The 19,397-nt window shown below is 55.5% G+C and carries 17 protein-coding genes; 13 read left to right on the top strand and 4 right to left on the bottom strand.

What is annotated here, in order from left to right; genetic code table 11:
• Positions 1 to 148 precede the first annotated feature (148 nt).
• The 4 genes from IB237_RS21425 to IB237_RS21410 are packed head-to-tail and all read left to right on the top strand — an operon-like array spanning position 149 to position 3,735.
• Positions 149 to 1,231 carry a class II aldolase/adducin family protein gene (locus IB237_RS21425; RefSeq protein WP_192490757.1) on the top strand — a complete coding sequence of 361 codons (1,083 nt, stop codon included), beginning with the start codon at positions 149 to 151 and terminating at the stop codon, positions 1,229 to 1,231.
• A complete protein-coding gene (locus IB237_RS21420; RefSeq protein ID WP_192490756.1) occupies positions 1,228 to 2,505 on the top strand; it encodes an FGGY-family carbohydrate kinase in 1,278 nt (425 codons plus the stop codon). The genes IB237_RS21425 and IB237_RS21420 overlap by 4 nt, the downstream gene beginning before the upstream one ends.
• Complete coding sequence (locus IB237_RS21415; RefSeq protein WP_192490755.1) at positions 2,502 to 3,344, top strand: TIGR01459 family HAD-type hydrolase; 843 nt, start codon at positions 2,502 to 2,504, stop codon at positions 3,342 to 3,344. The genes IB237_RS21420 and IB237_RS21415 overlap by 4 nt, the downstream gene beginning before the upstream one ends.
• Entirely contained in the window at positions 3,331 to 3,735 is a 405-nt protein-coding gene (locus IB237_RS21410) for a YbhB/YbcL family Raf kinase inhibitor-like protein (RefSeq protein ID WP_192490754.1), read from the top strand. The genes IB237_RS21415 and IB237_RS21410 overlap by 14 nt, the downstream gene beginning before the upstream one ends.
• Before the next feature lie 43 nt (positions 3,736 to 3,778).
• On the opposite strand, the gene IB237_RS21405 is transcribed toward IB237_RS21410, so the two are convergent.
• Together IB237_RS21405 and IB237_RS21400 are read right to left on the bottom strand one after the other, a co-directional pair.
• On the bottom strand, positions 3,779 to 4,267 hold the full coding sequence (locus IB237_RS21405; protein WP_192490753.1) for an ABZJ_00895 family protein: 489 nt from the start codon (positions 4,265 to 4,267) through the stop codon (positions 3,779 to 3,781).
• Between the two features lie 163 nt (positions 4,268 to 4,430).
• Positions 4,431 to 5,333 carry a LysR family transcriptional regulator gene (locus IB237_RS21400; protein ID WP_192490752.1) on the bottom strand — a complete coding sequence of 301 codons (903 nt, stop codon included), beginning with the start codon at positions 5,331 to 5,333 and terminating at the stop codon, positions 4,431 to 4,433.
• 292 nt (positions 5,334 to 5,625) lie between these two features.
• Between IB237_RS21400 and IB237_RS21395 the strand changes: the two genes are divergently transcribed.
• From IB237_RS21395 to IB237_RS21385, 3 genes are read left to right on the top strand one after another with little or no spacing between them, the layout of a single operon-like run.
• Entirely contained in the window at positions 5,626 to 7,050 is a 1,425-nt protein-coding gene (locus tag IB237_RS21395; RefSeq protein ID WP_192490751.1) for a cytochrome c, read from the top strand.
• Positions 7,051 to 7,101: 51 nt separating this feature from the next.
• Positions 7,102 to 7,626 carry a sorbitol dehydrogenase family protein gene (locus IB237_RS21390; RefSeq protein ID WP_192490750.1) on the top strand — a complete coding sequence of 175 codons (525 nt, stop codon included), beginning with the start codon at positions 7,102 to 7,104 and terminating at the stop codon, positions 7,624 to 7,626.
• Between the two features lie 14 nt (positions 7,627 to 7,640).
• Positions 7,641 to 9,275 (top strand): GMC family oxidoreductase, encoded by a 1,635-nt coding sequence (locus tag IB237_RS21385; RefSeq protein WP_192490749.1) that lies wholly within the window; start codon positions 7,641 to 7,643, stop codon positions 9,273 to 9,275.
• Between the two features lie 189 nt (positions 9,276 to 9,464).
• Here IB237_RS21385 and IB237_RS21380 read toward each other — a convergent pair whose 3' ends face one another.
• Positions 9,465 to 12,860 (bottom strand): acyl-[ACP]--phospholipid O-acyltransferase, encoded by a 3,396-nt coding sequence (locus tag IB237_RS21380; protein WP_192490748.1) that lies wholly within the window; start codon positions 12,858 to 12,860, stop codon positions 9,465 to 9,467.
• Positions 12,861 to 12,953: 93 nt separating this feature from the next.
• Positions 12,954 to 13,199 (bottom strand): YiaA/YiaB family inner membrane protein, encoded by a 246-nt coding sequence (locus IB237_RS21375; protein WP_192490747.1) that lies wholly within the window; start codon positions 13,197 to 13,199, stop codon positions 12,954 to 12,956.
• A gap of 154 nt (positions 13,200 to 13,353) precedes the next feature.
• On the opposite strand from IB237_RS21375, the gene IB237_RS21370 reads away from it, so the two are divergent.
• The 6 genes from IB237_RS21370 (at position 13,354) to IB237_RS21345 (ending at position 19,389) form a co-directional block, all read left to right on the top strand.
• The gene (locus IB237_RS21370) at positions 13,354 to 14,004 is read left to right on the top strand and encodes a TetR/AcrR family transcriptional regulator (protein ID WP_246788171.1); all 651 of its coding nucleotides are present in this window, start codon (positions 13,354 to 13,356) and stop codon (positions 14,002 to 14,004) included.
• Between the two features lie 282 nt (positions 14,005 to 14,286).
• On the top strand, positions 14,287 to 15,780 hold the full coding sequence (locus tag IB237_RS21365) for a DUF4173 domain-containing protein (protein ID WP_192490746.1): 1,494 nt from the start codon (positions 14,287 to 14,289) through the stop codon (positions 15,778 to 15,780).
• A 42-nt stretch (positions 15,781 to 15,822) separates the two neighbouring features.
• Positions 15,823 to 16,527 (top strand): response regulator transcription factor, encoded by a 705-nt coding sequence (locus IB237_RS21360; protein ID WP_192490745.1) that lies wholly within the window; start codon positions 15,823 to 15,825, stop codon positions 16,525 to 16,527.
• A gap of 1 nt (position 16,528) precedes the next feature.
• Complete coding sequence (locus tag IB237_RS21355) at positions 16,529 to 17,539, top strand: HAMP domain-containing sensor histidine kinase (protein WP_192490744.1); 1,011 nt, start codon at positions 16,529 to 16,531, stop codon at positions 17,537 to 17,539.
• A gap of 56 nt (positions 17,540 to 17,595) precedes the next feature.
• On the top strand, positions 17,596 to 18,864 hold the full coding sequence (locus tag IB237_RS21350) for a DUF763 domain-containing protein (RefSeq protein ID WP_192490743.1): 1,269 nt from the start codon (positions 17,596 to 17,598) through the stop codon (positions 18,862 to 18,864).
• A gap of 63 nt (positions 18,865 to 18,927) precedes the next feature.
• Positions 18,928 to 19,389, top strand: coding sequence for a TspO/MBR family protein (locus IB237_RS21345; RefSeq protein WP_192490742.1), 462 nt, complete (start codon positions 18,928 to 18,930; stop codon positions 19,387 to 19,389).
• Positions 19,390 to 19,397 lie beyond the last annotated feature (8 nt).

Raw genomic sequence — 19,397 nt, 5'->3', positions numbered from 1 at the left:
CATAATCAATCTGCCTAATCAATAGTTGTGACGAAAATTATTCACTATTGACGTTTTGTAATCATGAAAATACCTTTTGCAGAAAAGTTCGCTCATAATTGTCGTTAAACGACGATGATGCGACGCTACGGCATAGGAGGAGGCCGGTATGACTTCGGGCAATCGGACGCAGGACATTCCAGGCTTCGAGGCATTTCTCGATCTTTCGCGGCAGATCGGCAGTGATGTGCTGAAAACACAGGGCGCCGGCGGCAACACGTCCATCAAGCACGACGGCATGATGTGGGTTAAGGCGTCGGGCACATGGCTTGCCCATGCCGGAGCACGCGAAATCATGGTGCCTCTTGAGGTCGCTCCGCTGGTGGACGCGCTCAGGGCACGGGATCCCAGCGCCGAAAAAGCAACTGATTTCATCATCTCCGACCTGAATGCGTCGGGGCTGCGCCCCTCAATCGAGGCGAGCTTTCATGCGGCATTGCCGCAAACGGTGGTGGCGCATTATCACTGCGTCAATGCAATCGCGCTGTCCGTCTTGGAAAATCGTGAAAAACGGATCGCTGAGCGCATGGAAAAGCTGACGGATTTGACCTGGACAACCATTCCCTATCGTCGCCCCGGCACACCGCTTGCCCGGGAAATCGAATTGGTTGCCGCAAACCGGCCGGACGTTCTCATCCTCTACAATCACGGCATTATCGTTACGGGTGAGACCGTGGAACAGGTGCGCGATCGCATAACCCGCGTCACGGAGGCCTTGACGATGCTGGAACGCCCTGTCGCAGAGGTCGATGTCGCAGCTTTGACAGCGCGAGCGGCGGGTTCGAATTTCCATGCTGCGGAAGATCGCGGCAGCCACAAGACTGCCCTTGATCCCTCGAGCATCAAGCTGGCGACCAGTGGGTCTCTTTATCCGGATCACGTCATTTTCCTGGGTACGGAAATTGGTGTCCTTGCCAAGGGGCAGACGGTAAACGCCTATTGTGAAGCACGTTTGGCGCAAAATCGGACAGTACCGAAAATGCTTCTCGCTCCAGATGTCGGTGTCCTCCTGGCAAATGAGTTGACGGATGGTGGTCGCGTCATGGCGCGTTGCCTTGCTGAAGTGGTTGCTCGCATTCCCGAAGATGCACCCGTTGTCTATCTCGGGCCGGATCAGGAATATGAACTGACCCATTGGGAAGCCGAACAATACCGTCAGGCTCTGGATCGCAAGGCGAGTCAGCGCACATGACTGCGACGGCAAAACCAGCCAAAGCGCTGGGCATTGATCTCGGCACCTCAGGGGTTCGTGCTGCGGCGCTTGCGGACGATGGCACTCTTTTGGATATGGCTGCATTTTCATTTCCAAATGCAGCAGCGGGGCGTTTGCCCTCCGTGTGGTGGGCCGGGGTACAATCCTGTCTGGCAGAACTTTCCGCTCGCCTGCCGTTCAAGGAAATTGAAGGCGTAGCGGTTGATGGCACCTCAGGTACTGTGGTGGCGCTGGATGCCAGCGGTGAGCCGGTTGGCGATGCGTTGATGTATAACGACCCCTGCCCCGACCTTGGGATTGTCGAGAAGATCGCGTCAGAAGCCCCAACCAACAGCCCCGCTCGGGGTGCAACCTCCGCACTGGCCCGTGCTATTCATCTGTCGCGCCAACCCGGTGTAAGCAAAGTCGTGCATCAGGCCGACTGGATTTTGCTTAAGCTTGGCGTGTCGGCAGCAACCAGTGACGAAAACAATGCGCTGAAAACCGGATATGATCTCGTCAACGAGCGTTGGCCGGATTGGCTGGATGCCTGTGGCATGGATATCGCATTGCTGCCCGAGGTCAAACGTGCTGGCGCTCCTATTTCGGAAATCGGTGCCGCAACTCGCTTGTTCGGCATTCCCGCGACTTGCCGTTATCATGCCGGAACGACGGATGGCTGCGCGTCATTTCTCGCAACCGGCGCATCGGCAATTGGAGACGGTGTTACCGCTCTTGGTTCGACACTGGTTGTCAAGTTGGCCTCAGCCAATCCGATCGATGCTGCTGATTATGGCATTTATTCGCACCGCATTCTGGACTTTTGGCTCGCCGGCGGAGCCTCGAATTCCGGAGGGGCGGTTATCGGCAGCTTCTTTGATGCCCAACAGTTAAAGTTCATGACGCCCCTTCTGCAGCCAGATAAGCCGACCGGCCTTAATTATTACCCGTTGAACAAGCCCGGCGAACGTTTTCCCATCAATGATCCGTCCTATCCGCCGCGTCTGGAACCTCGCCCGGCCGATGATATGGTGTTTTTCCAGGCAATTCTGGAAGGTATCACCTCCATCGAAAAATCGGGGTACGACCGTTTGGTCGAACTTGGCGGTCCGAAACTTCAATCTGTGCGCAGTGTCGGCGGCGGAGCTGCCAATCCCGCTTGGACAAACATGCGCCAAAAGACGCTCGGTGTGCCTTTGCTTGCCGCGCGGTCAGCCGAGGCGGCTGTCGGCACTGCCTCCTTGGCGCTGGCCGGAAAGGCACGATGGTTATGAGCCTTCCTACATGGACGACGCTGGCTGATCTGGCTGAACGATATGACGCCTTTCTCGTCGACCAGTTCGGTGTGTTACGGGATGACGAGCGGGCTTACCCTGGCGCCAATGACGCGTTGGTGCGACTGAAGGCTTTGGGAAAATCCATCATTATCCTCTCCAACTCTGGCCGAAGCGGTGACTACAATGCCGACCGCCTTGTAAAGCTCGGCTTTAACCGTTCCGGTTTCGATCGCTTTCTGACATCAGGCGATGTTGCCCATGATATTCTGGCAGACGAAACGGCAGGGAAAAGCACGACGCGTTGCCTGACGATATCGAGCGGCGACGATCGCAATCTGGCTGATTCCCTCGGTTTTAGAAGCGTTGACGATGCGGCGCTGGCCGATGTGGTGATCATCTCCGGTAGCGAGGCGGAAAAAATCCCCCTGTCCACTTACCGCCTGCAGCTGGAACCGGCAGCCCGCCGAGGTGTCCCTTGCTATTGCACCAATCCTGACCGGCACAAGCTTGCCAAGGGCGGTGTTACGGCACCCGGTGCTGGCAGTATTGCGCTAACCTATCAGGAGCTTGGCGGTGTCGTGCGCTGGTTTGGAAAACCCTATCCGGCAATCTACCAGAAGGCGCAATCTCTGTTGGGCGGTGTCGCCTCAGATCGCATCATCTGTATTGGCGACAGTATCGAGCATGACATTGCAGGTGCTACCGGCGCAGGCCTGAGTTCCTGCCTTGTACGAACCGGCATATTGGAGCGCAGTACCGAACCTGAATTGAATGCGATCTCGGAAAAACACTCCGCCCGGCCAGATTTCTTAATGCAACGCTTTGTCTTTGGATGACGCCAGACACGGTCTGTCCCGCTGTCATTGCAGTTACGACAAACCCCAAGGTACAAAAAGCTTTGCGATCACGGCTTATGATCCGGATGCGCCAACCGGCTCAGGCTGGTGGCACTGGAATGTCGTGGCCACGGCAACTTCCCTTGAGCTCAATGCCAGCGCGAACGGCAAGATGCCAGCGGGTGCCACGCAGATCAGCAATGATTACGGCGTTGCCGGTTTCGGCGGCGCTTGCCCGCCACCGGGTGAAGTGCACCGCTACATTTTCACGGTCCACGCCCTGTCGGTCTACAAGCTTGATCTGCCGGAGAATACAAGCAATGCGTTGACCGGATTTATGGTTCACGCCAACAGCATTGAAAGCGCCCGTATCACGGCGGTCTATAACTGATAGGCATTATCAACGCCTGACAGCCGAGTTCCTTATGAGGCTGTCAGGACCCGCTTTTGGCAAGTTTCTGCGCCTGCGGTTTGGCAGCCTGTTTCAGCCCCATACCAATGCCGAAACGAATAACAAGTACCTGCAGCAGAACCAGCCCTACGACAAACCCGCCGATGATCGTTGCGTCATCGCCACTCAACGAGAAAGGGCTTCCCTGACTATCGAGGCCTATCAGGTGATAGACACCCCAGAATATCAATCCTGACAGGGCAAGGGTGATCAATGCGCAAAGCAATGTGATCTTCCAGATTCGGGCTTTAACAGGCAGGTTTGCCTCACGCGAATACCAGAACTGGCCGACATAATTTGCCGAGACAAAGGCGACAATGAAGCCCATTGCACTTTTTTGAAACTCAATATTGAACAGCTCTGCCATTACCACGATGATGATGTAAAACAGGACCGTCGCGCCGACGAAGGCTGCCAGATAGGCAAGCACAAGACGCAAGGTGCTCACGGGCAATGGAGAAATCTCGGTCATCGCTGTTCTTCCTATGCGCGATTCTGTATAACACGGATGTAGAGATTTTTACGCGTGCATGCTGAAAAGCTCAACTACTGCGCTACCTAACTGCGGTATATGATTGTGCCACTCATATGGCTGGAACCTCGTCTATTTACATCAGATCAGGACAGGGCACTGTTCAAGCAGTTGCGGATGCTTCGCTGACATAAGACAGCAAATGGGCAAGAAACTTCTTTCCATGGTGGGGAAGATGTTCTTCCCTTCGAACGCATAGATAAAGTTCGCGGTCGGACCAATCGTCGAGGATTTGCACCATGCGAAAATCCATGAAGCGACCATAACGGAGGGCAGCGCTTTCCGGCACGATTGCAACGCCTGCCCCTTGCGCGACCATGGCGCAGACGCCCTCAAACCCATCCATGCGCATGCGAATATCGACATCTCGTCCAAGCTCGACGGCTCGCCTTCGCAGGAACTGTGACAAGGCGACCTTCTGTTGCAGGGTAATCATACGCTCGCTGAGTACGCGTGAAAAATCGGTGGCGTCCAGCAGCGCGTGATCCTTTGGCACAACCAGCACCAGTCTGTCGGGCACAAAACGCCATCGCTCCAAACCGCTCATGTCGGCAGATGCCGCAACGATGCCAATATCAGCCTCACCGTTTCTCAGCAGCGCCACCACTTCGAGGCTTGGTTTATCGGCAACTGAGATGCTGATGTCAGGATGTTCGGCCAGAAATCGCCCCATGACTGCTGGCAGATGTTCTGCCAGCATATTTGTGTTGGAGAGAAAACGGATATTACCGCTGCGCCCGTGCGAGAAATTGCTCAGTTCGATTTCGATGCGCTGTGCGCTGCTTAAAACCTGTCGGGCATGCCGCGTCAGCATGTCTCCGGCAAGTGTCGGGCGAATACCTCTTCCCGTGCGTTCTAACAGGGGCAGGTCGAATGATTCTTCCAGCTTTTTTAGCCGGGCACTCACCGCTGCCACAACAATATTGTTCTTCGCTGCCGCAGCTGTCAGGCTACCGCCTTCAACTGCTGACAGGAAGATACGAAGGTCCGTCAGATCAAATTTCATCGCATCCAACCTTTCACGTATTGTGAAATCTGATTATAGAAAAAACTGCCTAGTCAAGATGGCGAGGGCGGCGTTATGACACTCGTCAAGTCGTACCCGCGACACATCGACACGCTGATATTTCCGTAAGGAATTATCCAATTAAGCGTTTTCGCGCAAGAATTGCTTCGGAAAGACTGGTGTTTTCCGCGATGTTGCTATCTGGGCCGCGGCGACACGTATCGGCCTTGCTCGTGGGAGGAGAAGCACGGTTTGGCACTTATCGTTCATGCTTGATGAAAGCACGTTGTTTATGCCCAAGCTTCTTCCCGCCTTGTCACCCATATTTCTCTGTCTGACCGCGCTGGCCGCTACGTCCGGTCTAGCGCTTGCGGAAGACACCAACAGCGCCTCTTCCGACCTCATTGCGCGTGGTCGTTATCTGGCGACTGCTGCCGACTGTGCTGCCTGTCATACCGGACCGCATGGCGGAACGCCTTTTGCCGGTGGCTATGGCATCGACACACCGCTTGGCAAGATTTTCTCGACCAATATCACACCGTCAAAAGCGGATGGCATCGGCAATTACAGCGAGGAGGAATTCGCGCGCGCCGTGCGTGACGGTGTCGCCAAGGATGGCAGCCATCTTTATCCGGCCATGCCCTATACGGCCTATGCCAAGATCACCGATGAAGACATGAAGGCGCTCTACGCTTATTTCATGAATGAGGTGAAAGCGGACGACCATAGGCCGCAGCAGACCGAACTGCCCTTCCCGTTCTCCATCCGCACATCGATGGCCGTGTGGAACATGTTGTTCCTCGACAAGACGCGGTTTGAACCTAACCCGGCTAAGTCAGCGGAATGGAACCACGGCGCCTATCTCGCCGAGGCACTTGAGCACTGTGGAACCTGCCATACACCGCGAAATGGTTTTATGGCCGAAGACGGCAGCCTGCCTTTGGCTGGCGGAGCGATCGGTCCGTGGTTTGCGCCAAACATCACCTCTGACAAGGTGGCCGGCATTGGCGGCTGGTCGGATGCCGACCTTTTACAGTATCTCAAGACCGGCAATGTCCCCGGCAAGGCACAGGCCGCCGGGCCTATGGCCGAAGCTGTTGAGAACAGCCTGCAGCACCTGCCTGACGAAGACCTTAAGGCCATCGTCACCTATCTGAGGGATGTGCCCGCCAGTGCGTCCGGCGACGAACAATCGCGTGCCGATCTCGGCAAGCCGTCGACAGAAATCGAAGCATCGCTGCGTGGACTGCCTGGACAGGAGCCGAACGAAAACGGTTTCCATATTTTCAGTGGCAGCTGCGCTTCCTGCCATCAGCCGGAAGGCCAGGGTAACCTGCACTACCCATCGCTGTTTAAAAATACCGCAACTGCTGCGCACCGAGCCGACAATCTGATTGCAACAGTCCTTTACGGCGTCCATCGCACAGTTGGCGACAACGTTGCCTTCATGCCGGCTTTTGGACCTGATGCCTCCTACACGGATCGTCTGTCTGACGAAGATATTGCCGATGTCAGCAATTATGTTCTGACCAATTACGGTAATCCCGCCATCAAGGTCAGTGCTGCAGATGTCGCTCTTGTTCGTGAGGGGGGCGAAAAGCCGTTGATTGTCAGGCTCGCGCCGCTTGCTGCTCCGGTAGCAATTGCCGGTGGTGTCTTTGTGGTCGGGTTGATCTCCTGGCTGTTGATCCGACGTCGTCGTTCGCCTGCCTCTTAAGGCTTAAGACCCTCCCTTCCTTTTTGCATTACAGCTCCCTCGGAGATCCTGATGCCTCTCGATAATTTTTCCCCGTCTGCCACAGGACATGTCTCGCGTCGCGGCTTCCTGCGTACCACTGTCGCAATTGCCGGTCTGGCGGTATTTGCCGACCTGACTGGCCCACTTTCGGCCGCTGCCACAGATGACGCTGTCACGTCCTTTACACAGCTGTCAGAGTTCCTGACCGGCTACACACTCGATCCGGTCATCGGCGGCCGTTTTCTGGCCGCACTGAAAAAACGTGATGCCGAGCTGGATGCAAGCATGGCGGCATTGTCAAACCTCATCAAACAATCCGGCGTGTCGAATATGGATGGTTTTCTCGCCCTTTCCGGCACCGACCCCGCGTTGATGAAGACTGCAACCAAGATCGTTTCCGCCTGGTATCTCGGTGTGGTTGGCGAGCCGGAAGATGCCGAGCTTATCACATATGCCGATTCCCTGATGTACCGCCCGACCAAGGGCCTTCTCACCATTCCGTCTTATGGTCCAGGCCCCAATGCCTGGGGACCTAAGCCCGGCAGCAAGATTTGACAGGAACACTTGAAATGGCAAACACATCTTATGATGCCGACCTGATCGTTATCGGCTCTGGCGTAATGGGCGGCATTGTCGCCGCCAATCTCGCCAAGGCAGGCAAGAAGGTGATCGTGCTGGAGGCTGGTCCCCGCGTCAACCGCCGCGAAATCGTCGAGACCTACCGTAATGCACCGGTCAAACTGTCGCTCGCCAACGCCAAGCTGCAAGGTGCGGGCTCTCCCTTTCCAAGTATGCCATGGGCGCCATCCACCTATGGTGACTATCTGCAGTATGAGGGGCCGGTCAAATACAACACCTCCTATCTGCGTGTGGTCGGTGGCACGACCTGGCATTTCGGCTCGGCGCTGTGGCGCATGATACCCAACGACTTCAAGATCCAGAGCCTTTACGGCCGCGGTCGTGACTGGCCGATTGCCTACGACGATCTAGAACAATATTACAACAAGGCCGAACTGGAACTGGGCGTCACCGGCACCGACGGACAGGACGAAAGCGGTCAGGGCGGTGGCCCTATGCCACCACGCTCCATGCCGTTCCCGATGAAGCAGTTGAACTCCACTTATATGTTCGACACGTTGGCGGAAAAGCTGCTGGTCGGTGGCTTCAACCCGGTTCTGGAGCCCCATGGTCGCGCTTCGCGTCCTTACGGCAATCGTCCGATATGCGCCGGCAACAACAATTGCAATCCGGTCTGTCCGATCGGCGCAAAATACGATGGTTCGATGCATATCGACGAGGCGGAACGTCACGGCGCCAAATTGCTCGACAACTCGCCGGTCTACAAGATCGAAGCGGGTGACGACGGCAAGATCACCGCCATCTGGTACAAGAAGCCCGACAATTCCGAGCATCGTCTGACGGCAAAATATTTCGTGCTGGCTGCCTATGGCATTGAATCCGCCAAGCTGTTGCTGATTTCGACATCAGAAAAATATCCAAACGGTATCGCCAACTCCTCGGATCAGGTTGGTCGCAACCTGATGGACCATACCGGTATCAGCATGAACATGCTGACCAAGGAAGATATGTGGCCGGGTGAAGGCCCAACCGAACTGCTGGTGTATCTCAACCAGCGTGATGGCGAATTCCGCAAGGACTACCCCAGTTACAAGATCAAGGTGCGCAACACTGTTCCGACCGCGCAGATGACTGAAGGTTTTATCAAAAAGGGTATTCTCGGCTCCAAGCTGGATGAACAGATCCGCAAATATTCGGCACGTTCCTTGAACTGGGCGATTGATTTCGAACCGCTGCCGCTGGCCGAAAACCGCGTCACGCCATCGAAAACAAAGTTCGATGCACTCGGCATTCCTGTCCCGGTCCTCTATTACAGCGTGACCGACTACTGGAATGCGGGTCGTGATCGCGGATTGCAGGATCTCAACAAGATAGCCGAACTGCTGGATGCCGAAGTGCTGTCCACTGATGTGAAATGGCAGAACCGCCAGCACGTCATGGGCACGACCCGCATGGGTGATGACCCGACAGATTCCGTTGTTGATCGTGACTGTCGTACACACGACCATCCAAACATGTTCATTGCCGGGACAAGCGTCATGCCATCTGCATCGTGCATGAACCCGACGCTGACAGGCGCAGCACTCAGCGTGCGGATTGCCGAGCAGCTAATCAAGGAAATCTGATCGCGTCGTCAGATGTTTCAGGATGCCGCCGCGGTAAGAGACGGCGGCATTAAATCGGCCGGTGTTTGATGCATTCATCGCGGAAGTGGCCGAGCACGCTTTAAGCGAGCGCCCACTTCCCCCTTCATGTGCGATGAGACATGGATACGGACGGCCAAATATTGCTTGCCGTCCGCAGGGTTTGAAACATTAGGCCGCGTTGCTACCCGGCTGCGACGACAAAGCAAGTTTTCTCGCTGCAACAAAGTCGACCTTGCCCGAACCAAGGACCGGCACGGCGCCAATAGTCACTTCGGCGGGTACCATCATATCCATAGCGCCCTTCGACTTCGCAAAGCTTGCAAAGGCTGCACGCGTCGCACTGGGGGCATCCGTCAGCAGGATGAGACGCTCACCCTTTTTGGCGTCCGGCACGGATGAGACGACCGAAAGACTGCCCGGCCACAACTGGCCTGCCAGTGCTTCCACCGCTGCCTGCGACACCATCTCACCCCCTATCTTGGCAAAGCGCTTGGCACGGCCGCGAATGGTGACAAAACCGTCCTCATCAATGGTGACGATATCGCCCGTATCGTGCCAGCCGTCTACCAGCGGTTCGATCACACCGGGGTTTTCGGCCCTCAGATAACCGGCCATGACATTGGCGCCACGGATGAACAGACGACCACCTTCATCAATGCCGGGCACCTGTTCCAGTTTCCATTCCATGCCCGGCATGATCTTGCCGACGGTGCCGGAACGATTGAACATTGGTGTGTTGAGCGAAATGACTGGCGCCGTTTCAGTGACGCCGTAACCTTCCAGAATGCGCAGACCGAATTTTTCCATATAGGTTTCGCGGGTCGATGCCTTGACCGGTTCAGCACCGGAAAAGATGTAGCGAATTGAACGGAAGTCATAGGGATGTGCGGTGCGCGCGTAACCGTTGAGGAAAGTGTCGGTGCCAAAAATGATGGTGGCATTGGACGTGTAGATCAGCTCCGGCACGATGCGGTAATGCAGCGGCGACGGATAGAAATAGACCGGGACACCGGCGACCAGCGGCAGGACGGTTCCCGCCGTCAGGCCGAAAGAATGGAAGACTGGCAGAATATTGAACACCTTGTCGCCCGAGTGGAAGTCAATACGCGATGCTGCCTGGGCTGCATTTGACAGGATGTTGCTGTGAGTCAGCACCACACCCTTTGGTGCACCTTCCGAACCCGACGTAAACAGGATCACGGCGGTGTCTTCCGCTGTCTGTTTCACCAGCGGTTTGTAACGACGGATCAGGCCCTTGATCTTGTCAAAAGTGGTGATGGTCTCACGCAGATCATCCAGCCAGACAAAGGTCACGTCCTTTTCCAGTTCTGATATGATCGGAGCAAGCTTGCCCTGTGTGACGAAGGCACGCGAGCACAACACATGTTTCACCTGCGCCGCCTTGCAGGCTGACAGGATATTGGCGGCACCAGCCGTGAAGTTCAACATAGCCGGAACCTTGCCTGCTGACATGACACCAAGAACGGTGGCGGCTGTGCCATTGGCGTTCGGCAACATGACACCGAGGTTCTTTTCATGCGGGAACAGGGTCTTGAATTTTGCGCCGAGTACGGCAGCACCGGTCAGCAACTTGCCATAGGATAGCGGACCGCTGATTGGATCTTCGACGGCAAGTTTGCTGCCACCCTTCTCCTTCGCTGTCTTGATGATGCGTTCGAGAACCGTGAGGTTGGTATCTGTCGTCCTGAACAGCAACATTGACATGATCTTGTAGAGTGCCGCACCGGCTGCAATGCGACGCTTGCGTCCTTTCAGTTCGTCTGGAACATCAAGACGAACCGGCTCTAGTATTGTGACTTTGACCTTGGGGAACAGGCGACGACGAACCTGGCCGCCGGAAAGGCGTGAAAAATAGCTCTTTTCCAAACCGTCGATACGGACAGGCACAACCATCGAGCCGGTCTTGTCGGCCACCATGGCAGCGCCGTCGTAAACCTTCATCAGAGTGCCGGTCACCGTTAGACGACCCTCGGGGAAAATGCCGATGGCATTGCCGTCCTGCACCACTTTGATCAGCGAACGGGTCGCCATTGGCTTGGTCGGGTCGAGCGGCAGGAATTTGCACATCTTCAGGAATGGGCGCACCCACCAGGCCTGCGCGATCTTGTAGTCAACGGCAAAGACCGGCTCTTCTTCGGTTATGGCCAACGCCAGCGCGCCATCGAGGAAACTGACGTGGTTGAGAGCGATAATCGGTGCGCGACCTGCCTTGCGAATGTTCTCCAGACCCTCAACTTCCAGTCGCATGAATGCGCGGAACAGGATCGAGATGAAATCGCGGAACGGGTTGGTTGGCAGAAACTTCAGCATCAGCCAAGCTACAGCGAGATTGATGAGAGACAGGCCAAGAATGATCATTGGCACCGACACGCCAATCGCCTGTAGAATGGCAACCAATGCTAGGCCACTGGTGATGAACAGGGCTGAAAGAACATTGGCGCCGCCAATAACGCGGGCACGGCGGGTCTCATCGGCCCAAGTCTGCATGGCAGCAAAGGTCGGGACGGCGAGGAATGCACCACCGATGGCCATGCCAGCGAGATCGAACGCCACACGAATGGTGTTCTGACCGGCAAAGAAGGCTGCCATGGTATCGGCATGTGCTGACGACTGCAGACCCCATAGATTCCACGCAAGATCGATACCGAACAGGGCAACGATGGCGATGCCGACAGGTGCGGGCAGAAGAACGACACGACCGGCCGACATCCAGCCGGCGATCGCAGAGCCAACGGCAATCGAGATTGCGAAGGTTGCGAGATAGGCGGGAACGATCAGTTCGGAGCCACCAAGGATTTCGGTGACCATGATCGGCAACATCGACATGACAAAGGCGCCGACAAACCAGAACCAGCAATTCATCAGTGCTGAACGCCAGACGCGACTATCCTCACGCAGTTCCTTCACCAGTGTCATGCTGGAGCGCAGCACGTTTTTGTCGATGACCAGCGACGGTGCTCGTGCGCCGGTACGCGGGATCATGCGGGCCGACAACCAGCATAGAAGCGACAGCGCCATCATCATCGGGCCAAAGATCCAGACGCTGTCACCTTCGGCGAAGGCATAGGCGGCAACGATCGTACCGGTAAGGATGGCGATAAAGGTGCCGCCCTCAATCCAGGCATTGGCTTTTGGCAGTTCTTTTGTTTCGAGAAGGTCCGGCAGGATGCCGTATTTGATCGGTCCGAACAGTGCCGAGATGACACCGAAACCGAACAGCGCAACCATCAGCACAGTGATCGATGAAAAGGCGATGCCAATAACCGAGATGGCAGCGATGCCGATTTCGGCGAACTTCAGCCTTTCCGCCATCTGTGCCTTGTCATGTTTGTCGGCAAGTTCACCGCCAAGTGCTGACAAAGCCAGGAAAGGCACAATGAAGATGCCGCCTGCCAGGGTCACGAGGGCGGCACCTTCGGCAGCCATCTTCGCCAGAATGAGGAAGATCAATGTCTGTTTGAGGAAGTTATCGTTGAACGCGGACAGAAATTGCGTCCAGAACAGCGGCGCGAATTTCCTCGTTTTAATCAGACTGTCTTGCATTGGCGCTTTCCTTTTCGATCGCGACAGGAAAACCATGGAGTCGTTAGGTAATTATTGACAGCTAAAACAACTCCAGGGTGTGGTTAATAGTGTTTAGTTGTCGCTATCGCGATTGAACTTTACGATCAGTTTTTCCGATTCAACATTGTCACGCAGGGTCTTGGTCATGTTGACCGTGGTCTGAACGAGCATGAGAATGCCCATGGCGAGATATCCCTTGCCCCAGAGATCAAGTGGCATCATCCAGATGCCAAGCACCAGCATGAAAGCGGCAGCACCGAAGGAGATGTAGGAAAAGCTGACCCAGGTGGAGGAATGTTTCTGAAACCTGTCGTTCACGGTTTTAATCCCTTGATGTGTTGAAATGAGGTTCAGGCTGCGGTGGCGAGGCGGCCACGTAAAACTGTTGTGATCCGGTTGAACATTGGGCCTCTCCCGTTTATGAACGTTGTTCATGAATTTGTGTTTCGCATAAAAATGAACGGTGTTCAATATGTATTTGAACGTTGTTCAGAAATTTTACGAGGTGGCTGGCATGGGTCGACGGGAAGAAAAACGGGAAGATCTCAAGGCCCGATTGCTGGACGCGGCGCGTGACCGCATAGAGCGTGACGGCTTGGCAAATTTGCGGGCACGTGATGTCACGCAGGATGCCGGCTGTGCGCTGGGTGGTCTCTATAGTGCCTACACTGACCTCAATGACCTGATCATCCACGTGAATTCGACGACATTAAAGGCACTCGAGCAGTCATTGGCGCTGGCTGAGGTCAAGGACAAGTCACCAACCGACAAGTTGCGCAATCTCGGGCAAGGTTATCTGAAGTTTGCGATGGCCAATCGCAATCTCTGGAAAGCGCTGTTCGAACATTATCCGCCTGAAGAGTCACCCGCCCCCCAGTGGCATCTCGATGAGCATCTATTTCTGCTCAGCATCATTGCCGAGCCTCTGGCGGAATTGCAGCCGGATATGAGTGCGGAGGATCGCGCTGTGCGTGCCCGCACGCTGTTTGGTGCCGTCCACGGCATCATCAGCATCACGCTGGAAGCGCGGTTTGTCGGCTTGCCGCCGGAACGGCTCGGACATGAGCTTGATGAGATCATCACGATGATTGCCGCAGGTGCCGCCGCAAAGCGCAATGCCTGACACCCGACGCGTTTATTTCGGAGGCATCAAAGGCGCACGCCGTATAAATTCCTGAATAGCTGCTCATCGTCTGCACAAAATCTGCAAACGCCGGGTCTAGCCTGTTCATATGAAAAAGCACCTCATCCCTGATCAAGCTACCCTTCCCCGCCTACCTTACCGTCTCCTTCAGGAGAACTGGTGGTTGGAAGACAATCCCAACATTGAAAACCGCATTCCGCCATCGCCTATAAGCCAAGGCAGGGTTCGACACCTTCAGTCGCGAAAGCGTGAGGTGTCGACATGCAACTGACACACACGCAAACGGTTGCCCCATTCCATACCCTTGCCGACAAAAAACTGCTGCTGGTGTTCATTGCGACGATTGCAGTCGCCGATTATCTGATTTTTCAGCAGGCGCCGGGCCTTAACCTTTTCCTGTTTTCTCTATCGCTGACATCAGCCATTCTCATGACAGCACGCCGACCACCGAGCGGCATCAAGGCAGCCACCTGCCTGGGTATTTCTGCGTTAGCCGCAGCACCCTTATTGGAAACGCCAAGCGTAACAGGTGTTATCTTTGCGATGACGGCTGTTGTTTCCATCGCGCTTTTTTGTACAAATCTATTGCCGAAAACACCAATGGCCGTACCCCTGACGCTGCTGCGGTTCATTCCGCTGGTGCCGTTGCGTTTGCCGCACCTTTGCCGCCGCTATGTCGTCTCGCATTCGGGAAAACCAATTTTTGGAACGACGTTGACGTCGTTTGCCGGCTGGCTGTTGCCGCTCGGCATGGGACTGGTGTTCCTGCTGTTGTTCACGGTGGCCAATCCATTGATCGCGATGGGGCTGCACAATATCGATCTTAGCCTTCTGATAGACCTCTTTGATATCACGCGCATCGGATTCTGGTTACTTGCAGCAATCGGTATCTCGGCGATACTGCGTCCGCGCCTGATACGCAAAATAAGACATCACATTACGGAAACCCCGCAGGTCAGCCGTCAATCGACAGGCTTTCTCGATCACACCGCCCTCCTCCGGTGTCTGTGGGTCTTCAATCTGCTGTTTGCCATGCAGACGACGCTGGACGTGCTGTATCTGTGGGGAGGTGCGGAACTGCCCGCCGGTATGAGCCACGCAGAATATGCCCATCGTGGTGCCTATCCGCTGGTGGCAACCGCCCTGCTTGCGGCAGCCTTCGTGCTGATTGCCATGCGCCGTGGCGGGCCGGGAGACAGCAGCCGTCTGATCCGGGTGCTGGTGATTGCCTGGATTTTGCAGAATGTCCTGCTCTGCCTGTCGTCCATTCTCAGACTCGATCTTTACGTGCAGACCTATTCGCTTACAGGTCTGCGCATGGCAGCCGGCATCTGGATAGGCCTGGTGGCAGTCGGTCTGGTCTTCATCTTGCTACGCATTGCATTGCGCCGGTCCAATGAATGGCTGATTTCCATGAATGTCGCGACGCTTCTGACAGTGCTTTACCTCTGTGCATTCTTCGATTTCTCGGGCTTTATTGCCCGCTTTAATGCGGACAACAGTGCGGAAGTCAGTCAGTTGGGCACACCACTCGACTTGTATTACCTCAACTCACTTGGACCATCGGCAATCCCGGCTATCGATATCTATGTTGCAAAAGTGCCAGGACATGACTGGAGGCACGAGATGGCGAAGCGCATGAGGGATCGTCTTGCTACCAGGTTTGCGATGCGCTCATTGGATTGGCGAAGCTGGAACTACCGGGATCACAGAATTGCAAACTATATTCGGTCTACCGCTTTGATCGAACAATGAAACAGCGATATCACCGACACATCGGAATTATCAGGAGACCTTATGGTGCCGCGCATTCTTGTCGTCGATGACGAGCCGAACATCCGTGAGGTGATCTGTTTTGCACTTGAACGCGCTGGCATGGCGACTGCTACGGCCGGAACCGGCACACAGGCGATGGCAACGTTTCGTGCGAGCAAAATCGATCTTATCGTTCTTGATATCGGTATGACTGACATGGACGGCCTGGAAGTCTGCCGGCAAATCCGCAAAACATCCTCTGTTCCCATCTTGTTTCTTTCGGCGCGGGACGAGGAAATCGACCGGATCCTGGGTCTCGAGATTGGTGGTGATGACTATGTCACCAAACCGTTTAGCCCACGCGAACTGGTCGCGCGGGTCAAAACCATTCTCAAACGAACTGGCACGACAAGCACAGCAGGTCGAAACGAACAGGATTTAACCGTTGGGGAACTGCGGCTGGAAAGTGCTGGCAGGACTGTGACCTTTGCGGGCAATGCCGTTCTCCCAACCACGCTGGAATTTGCCATTCTCGAAACACTGATGGCGCGCCCGGGCATGGTGTTCAGCCGTGAGCAATTGATGGTGGCGGCATACGGCCCGGGAATTTATGTCGCCGACCGCACCATAGACAGCCACATCCGTAATATCAGGGCGAAACTTGCAGCTGTCGGGAATGATAACGTGATCACGACAGTACACGGTGTCGGTTTCAAGCTGCGCGTCGATACTGAGCGGGGTCACTGACATGCCGGCACCGCAGGTAAAGTCAAAATGGCGACCACGACTGGCCCTGATCGTTTACTCGGTGCTGCTGTCGATCATGGCACTGCCGATTATCAGCATCATCTGGTTTCGCACCATCGACAGCACGGCGTCCCTGACGACCACAACGGAGGCGGGTGCGTTGTTGGGCGTGCTTCTGGTCACGCTCGGTGTTGCCTATGTGCTTAGCCGCAACATTACCGGGCCGATCAACGCGCTGATTTCGCGTTCCGATGAAATCGCGCGCGGGGGACGCGCGGCAATCCAGCCGCTTGACAGTTACGGCACAAACGAGATTGCGACCCTGTCGCAAAGTTTTCTCGATCTTGCCAGCAAGCTGGTCGATCGCAACGAATATGTCCGTTCGTTTGCGGCGCATGTATCGCACGAGCTTAAATCGCCGCTGACGTCAATCCGCGGTGCTGCCGAACTGATGCGTGATGACGACGACGAACAGCCAATGACCAAGGAGGAACGCCAGCGTTTTCTTGACAACATCATTGCCGATTCCAAACGGCTGGACCTTTTGCTGGCCAGATTAAGAGAACTGGCCTATGCCGAAATACCTATACCCGCCGATCAAAGCACGGCAGATGATGTCTGCAACATGCTGCGCGATCGGTTTCCACACCATGTAATTGGCGTGTCCGGCCAACCGGGCATTCGGTTTGCACTGCCGATCGAAGCTGCGGCCGTGGTGTTCGGCAATCTCGCCGAAAATGCATTCCAGAATGGTGCGACGCGTGTGGATATTGAGGCGCAAGCCGATGTGCAGATCGTGCGGATTTTGGTCGCCGACAATGGCAATGGTATTTTGCAGGCCAATCGCGAACGCATATTCCAGCCGTTTTTCTCCACCCGGCGGCAAGATGGCGGCACCGGCATGGGACTTGAGATCGCCCGCACCATGCTGGCCTCACATGGCGGAGATATTACACTGCAAGATACTGGTGATCAGGGGACTGTGTTTTTGGTCACCGCGCCGCGACCCTGACTTCTGTGACATGATTTTACTTGTGAGCGTGACTGCCGGAGATCTATAAGAAGACCATGGTCAAACGAGCTGGCAGTGCTGATCTTCCCCTTCATAGCGGACACGTCCCGCGTTGGCTTGGCGACCGGATGACACGCCTTGGCGTCATCATTTCCGAAGCAATCGTGATCCATTACGGTCGGGATGAACTTTTGCGGCGCCTCGCCCATCCATTCTGGTTCCAGTCGTTTGGCAGTGTCATGGGCATGGACTGGCACTCTTCAGGCATTACCACCAGCGTGATCGGTGCGCTGAAACGTGGACTAACGCCGATGTCAGGCGAATTGGGCATTCATGTCTGCGGAGGACGTGGCCAGCATTCGCGGAAAACACCCAATGAATTGATTGCCATCGCCAGCCGAAACGGTCTGAATGGCGACGAATTGGCCAATACCAGCCGTCTGGTCGCCAAGGTCGATAGCGCCGCTGTGCAGGACGGATTTGATCTTTATCTGCATGGTTTCATCGTCACGGACGACGGCAAATGGGTGGTTGTTCAACAAGGCATGAATGGCGAACGACGTCAGGCGCGCCGTTACCACTGGCTATCAGAGGGGATGAGCAGTTTTGTCGATTCTCCGCATTCGGCAATCGAAGGCAGACAGCAGGGCAACATCGTTAATCTCGCTGATAGCAGAGCGGCACCGTCGCGTATCGGTCAGGTCGATCTACTGTCGGCGCTCGGACCCGATCGTATCCTGCAGGAATTGTCTGTACTGGAACCTTCGGCGAAAGCAAAAGAACCGGTCGCACAACCGATGCTGCCGCATCTGATCATGCCTGACCACCATGATGTCCGGGAAAAAGACGTCAACATGCGACGGCTACACGGTGCGCTGGCGGCAGCAGCCGATCGTGGTCCCAAGGATTTTGAAGACCTCATCCTAACACCGGGGGTCGGAGCGAGAACCGTGCGCGCCTTGGCAATGGTATCAGAGGTCGTGCATGGCACGCCCTGTCGTTTTTCTGATCCAGCCCGTTTTTCGCTGGCGCATGGCGGCAAGGATCGTCATCCGTTCCCGGTACCCTTGAAGGTCTATGACGAAACCATCCGGGTCATGAAGTCCGCGGTCAGCAAGGCGCGACTGGGGCGTGATGAAGAATTGCAGGCGCTGCAGCGGCTTGATGCCCAAGCCCGCGAGATGGAGCGTTATGTCACCGGACCCGACCTCAAGGAGATCGTTGCCGGTGAATATGCCCATTCTCACGAATGGGGCGGTCGCAGCGTGTTCGGTTGGGAACCGGAACCGGATTTGACCGTTTCGAGCAACAAGCAGAATGGATAGCTGATCGCTGACTGACGGCTCCGGTCGGCGTCCATACTCGGTGTCATGTAAGAGGGCAGTTCATTGACAGCATCACGCACCAACTACACCTCTCTAATAGCCTTCCTTGTTGTTGTATTGGGTGTTGGCTTTACCATAGGCCTGACGATCCAGCCGGGTGAATGGTATGAGGCCTTGGACAAGCCGTGGTTTACCCCACCGAACTGGCTGTTTGGACCCGCATGGACATTGGTCTACATTCTGATTGCGGTTGCAGGTTGGCGGGTGGCAATATCCGAAGGGTTTAACTCTGCAGCCTTTCGTCTTTGGATGACGCAAATGCTATTGAACTGGGCGTGGACGCCGGTGTTCTTCGGGTTTCACAAAGTCGGCCTTGGACTTGTTATCATCCTTTGCCTGTTGATCAGCGTCATCGCCTTTATGCGAAAGGTCAGGGATCAGACGGCCCGCTGGTGTTTTGGCCCTTATGCGCTGTGGTTGTGTTACGCGACATCTCTGAACGCTGCGATCTTTATCCTCAACTGAGGCCGGTA

The organism is Agrobacterium sp. AGB01 (assembly GCF_014851585.1).
In the GTDB taxonomy this organism is placed as follows: domain Bacteria; phylum Pseudomonadota; class Alphaproteobacteria; order Rhizobiales; family Rhizobiaceae; genus Agrobacterium.
The sequence above is the reverse complement of the archived record's forward strand: the minus strand, read 5'-3'. Positions and strand labels throughout refer to the sequence as shown.

Bases quoted from the DNA above. Each gene is read 5' to 3' on its own strand.
- IB237_RS21425 (WP_192490757.1), top strand. From the start codon at position 149: ATGACTTCGGGCAATCGGACGCAGGACATTCCAGGCTTCGAGGCATTT.
- IB237_RS21420 (WP_192490756.1), top strand. From the start codon at position 1,228: ATGACTGCGACGGCAAAACCAGCCAAAGCGCTGGGCATTGATCTCGGC.
- IB237_RS21415 (WP_192490755.1), top strand. From the start codon at position 2,502: ATGAGCCTTCCTACATGGACGACGCTGGCTGATCTGGCTGAACGATAT.
- IB237_RS21405 (WP_192490753.1), bottom strand. From the start codon at position 4,267: ATGACCGAGATTTCTCCATTGCCCGTGAGCACCTTGCGTCTTGTGCTT.
- IB237_RS21400 (WP_192490752.1), bottom strand. From the start codon at position 5,333: ATGAAATTTGATCTGACGGACCTTCGTATCTTCCTGTCAGCAGTTGAA.
- IB237_RS21395 (WP_192490751.1), top strand. From the start codon at position 5,626: ATGCCCAAGCTTCTTCCCGCCTTGTCACCCATATTTCTCTGTCTGACC.
- IB237_RS21390 (WP_192490750.1), top strand. From the start codon at position 7,102: ATGCCTCTCGATAATTTTTCCCCGTCTGCCACAGGACATGTCTCGCGT.
- IB237_RS21385 (WP_192490749.1), top strand. From the start codon at position 7,641: ATGGCAAACACATCTTATGATGCCGACCTGATCGTTATCGGCTCTGGC.
- IB237_RS21380 (WP_192490748.1), bottom strand. From the start codon at position 12,860: ATGCAAGACAGTCTGATTAAAACGAGGAAATTCGCGCCGCTGTTCTGG.
- IB237_RS21370 (WP_246788171.1), top strand. From the start codon at position 13,354: ATGTATTTGAACGTTGTTCAGAAATTTTACGAGGTGGCTGGCATGGGT.
- IB237_RS21365 (WP_192490746.1), top strand. From the start codon at position 14,287: ATGCAACTGACACACACGCAAACGGTTGCCCCATTCCATACCCTTGCC.
- IB237_RS21360 (WP_192490745.1), top strand. From the start codon at position 15,823: ATGGTGCCGCGCATTCTTGTCGTCGATGACGAGCCGAACATCCGTGAG.
- IB237_RS21355 (WP_192490744.1), top strand. From the start codon at position 16,529: ATGCCGGCACCGCAGGTAAAGTCAAAATGGCGACCACGACTGGCCCTG.
- IB237_RS21350 (WP_192490743.1), top strand. From the start codon at position 17,596: ATGGTCAAACGAGCTGGCAGTGCTGATCTTCCCCTTCATAGCGGACAC.